Genomic DNA, 3,379 nt, shown 5'->3' on the forward strand with positions numbered 1-3,379 from the left:
GAAGCCATGCCGCCCGTAAAGCTCAAGTACCGCTGGTGCCGTAGAGTTACTGATCAGCACCTTCGCGCCTCGCTGATATGTGATTTCTGGCATCCGAGGCGTTTTGCAAATTGTGGTGCCCAGTGGGAATGTTTGTTTCAAGGTGGTTAAGTATTTTGTCTCGTGTGTTCATTGCTTCCCCCGCAATGTTTTAAAGTGTTATTCCTGCGTGATGGCTGGCATCTTTGATGAAGCGACGCAAGATGTCTCTGTCAACCCACTGCTTTTCGGTAAGGTGGAAAATCCAACTGATAATCTGCTCACCTGTCTTGCATGTGCTTAGGGCGATTTCATAGTGTCCATCGATGTGATCCCCTGGAATGTGAAAAACGATGTGAGTGTCATCAACGGTAACGATGCGCGAAAGCTCCTCTTCTCGCCGAATGTATTCCTGTGCATCAAACTTTTTTAACGTCATACCGGTGCTCCTTTTGCGTACCTTCTGCCTTGCGCTGGCTTACTATCTGATGATGCCTTGCGCGCCTCTTCCTGGTCACAATCAAGAAAATGGCCGTTAATGAATCGTTGGTACACTGTCCCAAGCGATCCAAATCTGTTTTTGGTAACGATTATTTCTGCAAATGGTGCTGCGGGGGAGTTCTCATCATACACCGCTTCACGGTAAAGCATGATGATGGAGTCAGCATCCTGCTCTATGCTCCCTGAGTCACGGATATCTGAGTTATTTGGACGTTTGTTAGGACGGTCCTCAACCTTTCTCGACAACTGGCTAAGAGAAATTACCGTTGTACGAAGCTCTTTAGCCATTGCCTTGAGGCTTCCGGAGATATGAGCAATAGCAAGTTCATTTCGCTCTGATTTTGGCTTATCAATCAGTCCGATATAATCGACCATGATAAGAGATAGGTCTGGGTGCTCCTGTTTGTGACGCTCTGCAACACTGCGAATTTGTTCTACAGTGAGCTTAGAAGCATCTACCAGCCAAACGTCCAGCTCCTTGAGCGCACATATTCCATTCGCGATACGCGCCCATCCTTCGTCGTCCAGCTTGGCTGGATTTCGAAGAACGTTTACTGACATATTCCCACTACCGGCAATGCTCCTCTCAGCGATCTGCGTTTTACTCATCTCCATTGAGAAAATCAGCACTCCACGCTTGCGATCTGTGCCTGGTATCTTTTTAGACGCAACGCCCTCGGCTATCTTGAGAGAAATTTCCGTCTTTCCGCACCCTGGGCGAGCTGCGATGATCACAAGGTCTTCTGGGTTCATTCCGCCAGTAATTGCATCGAGTTCAGCAATTCCAGTTTTAAGCGTGTCGGATTCCTCTCCATTGCGTAGTCGCTTGTCCAGAATATCCGTGTACTCAGTGAGAACTTCCTTCAGATGGACAGGTTTAACTTCCCATCTAGGTTTTCGAATAAGTGATAACTTTGTCGTTAACTCGTCTATAGCTGCCGCCGATGTGTCACGCGTTCCGTTGCTGATAACACCTCGCACATCGTCAATAAGCTTGAGTACCATTCTGCGCTCATGCATATCAGCTACCATTCCTGCATAACCCTTCAGGTTCGCTGTGCTAGGGCAGTTTTTGGCAGCCTCCATCACATCGGCAAAATGCTCATCACCGCACTCCTCAGCGACCATTAGGCCGTCGATCATGTTTCTTGTGCGAGCATGTTTGCGGATGACAGAGAAGACCTTCTGGTAAAGCGGAATGGCAAAAGATTCTGGCTCAAGCATTTCCAGCACATCGTTTGCAGATGGCGTTAAACCTCCCAGGAGAAGCCCGCCAATTACACTGGCCTCGATATCCTGCCTCATAGTGTTCCCTCACGAATTGCGGTTAATACTCTCGGCTGAAGTAGGTAATCAAACGTTGCTACCCAACCACGGTCGTTATCACCAAAGTGGAATGGTCTTGCCGCAGCCATGAAAGCTTTAACGTATGCCCGGTAGCCGTCGATGTTTTTGGTTGCGAGAGAGTTAATCAGCTTCTTGAGTTTGCGCTGACGCTCAGCGTTGATTTCTACAGCGTGAGGTAATCTGTCACCCACGATTTCGTTATAGGCTTCGAGATACTCGTTGTAGTTGATGCGAACGGTCTTGCGCTTTTCAGGTTTAGAAACCTCAACGCATCCCCCTTTAGGGGGTAAGGGGGTATTTGTATTTATTGTCTTTTGAATATTGTCTTTTGTGTTTGACTGATTCGGTAAAGACCCTTTTACCGATTCGGTAAAGGTTGGTTTTACCGATTCGGTAAAGGTTTGTTTTACCGATTCGGTAAAGGTTTGTTTTACCGATTCGGTAAAGGTTTGTTTTACCGATTCGGTAAATGTTTTACCGATTCGGTTAACCTTTGTTTTCCACTCAGAAATATTCTTGTTCATCCCAACATGCCGTCCTTCCTGAATGAGCACTCCCATTCTGATAAGCTCGTTTTTCGCTGTTGAACATTTGGTAGCAGCCATGCCTGTTAGCTCAGAAAACTGTTCGTTTCCGATCCAATCCATTTTCTTGTTGTAACCGTATGTCTTTCGCCATACAGCCATAACAATCAGTAGTTGATGCTGGGTTAGCCCGGAGAGCATGACAGCCTCCAGCAGTGTGTTTGCAGTCTTGGTGTATCCATCGTCGAGTTCTGCCACACGATGCTCCACAACCTCGCTGGGAGGTTTGCGATAGTCTTCAAGTCTAGCGACGCCCATTCTTCACTCCTGCTTTGGCGAGTCTGTAAACACCAATAAAGCGCTCTGCGAAAGCTCTGTTATTGGCTGCTGTAATCACTAATCCTTCAGGTGAATCAGGGTGTCGAATCTCTTCTTTTTCCTGGTACTTTTTGCGCTTTGGCATTAGAATTAACCTCGCAATTTACTGACGTTTGTTGCACCTGAGAGCCGCTTGTGTTGACGCGCTGCGGCTTTCGCCTTTTCAGAACAGGCCCGGCTTTGCCCGTTCGGCCTGTCATTTCATCACCCCATCAGCTCAGAGGCGTAGCGCTGAGCAATCCACTCAACACCACGCGGCGTTACACGCGTCTGCGTGAAATCATGGCCTGATGCTGCTATGCCTGCCTTGACAGTGAATCGCCCTGCATGGTGGTGTCGCGCTATCGGCAGCAGTGTGCCAGACTGGCGGAACAGCACACCATCGCGAACAAGTGCATCTGTCAGCGCCTGAGGGGGCATATTCAGTACCTTTGCTGTCTCACGCAGGCTTTTCGAACCAGCGGTATCCACATAGCTATCGAAGAAGGCAACTTTTGGGGCAGCCTGCTGTACCTGCTGCTCAATCTGCATGTTCTGCTCTGCCAGTGCGGCCGCCAGACGAAGCGCCTCAGGATACGTTGGAGGAATAGCAGCGGCATTCGATTCAAGTT

5 protein-coding genes are annotated in these 3,379 nt (G+C 48.6%); all 5 read right to left on the reverse strand.

The window, feature by feature from the left end; all coding sequences use genetic code 11:
* Positions 1–190: 190 nt before the first annotated feature.
* Positions 191–457: a hypothetical protein gene (locus GTGU_RS06120; protein ID WP_038154963.1), complete on the reverse strand. Its 267-nt coding sequence runs from the start codon at positions 455–457 to the stop codon at positions 191–193.
* Positions 454–1,824, reverse strand: coding sequence for a replicative DNA helicase (locus GTGU_RS06125; RefSeq protein ID WP_038154965.1), 1,371 nt, complete (start codon positions 1,822–1,824; stop codon positions 454–456). The genes GTGU_RS06120 and GTGU_RS06125 overlap by 4 nt, the downstream gene beginning before the upstream one ends.
* Positions 1,821–2,708 carry a replication protein gene (locus GTGU_RS06130; RefSeq protein ID WP_038154966.1) on the reverse strand — a complete coding sequence of 296 codons (888 nt, stop codon included), beginning with the start codon at positions 2,706–2,708 and terminating at the stop codon, positions 1,821–1,823. Before GTGU_RS06130 ends, GTGU_RS06125 begins: the two co-directional genes overlap by 4 nt.
* Positions 2,695–2,853, reverse strand: a complete 159-nt coding sequence (locus GTGU_RS26035) for a hypothetical protein (RefSeq protein ID WP_169741167.1) — start codon at positions 2,851–2,853, stop codon at positions 2,695–2,697. The genes GTGU_RS06130 and GTGU_RS26035 overlap by 14 nt, the downstream gene beginning before the upstream one ends.
* Before the next feature lie 119 nt (positions 2,854–2,972).
* Positions 2,973–3,379 (reverse strand): phage antirepressor KilAC domain-containing protein (locus tag GTGU_RS06135; RefSeq protein ID WP_038154968.1); only part of this gene is annotated, 407 nt, incomplete at its 5' end.

Origin of the sequence: Trabulsiella guamensis ATCC 49490 (assembly GCF_000734965.1) — a bacterium.
GTDB lineage: Bacteria > Pseudomonadota > Gammaproteobacteria > Enterobacterales > Enterobacteriaceae > Trabulsiella > Trabulsiella guamensis.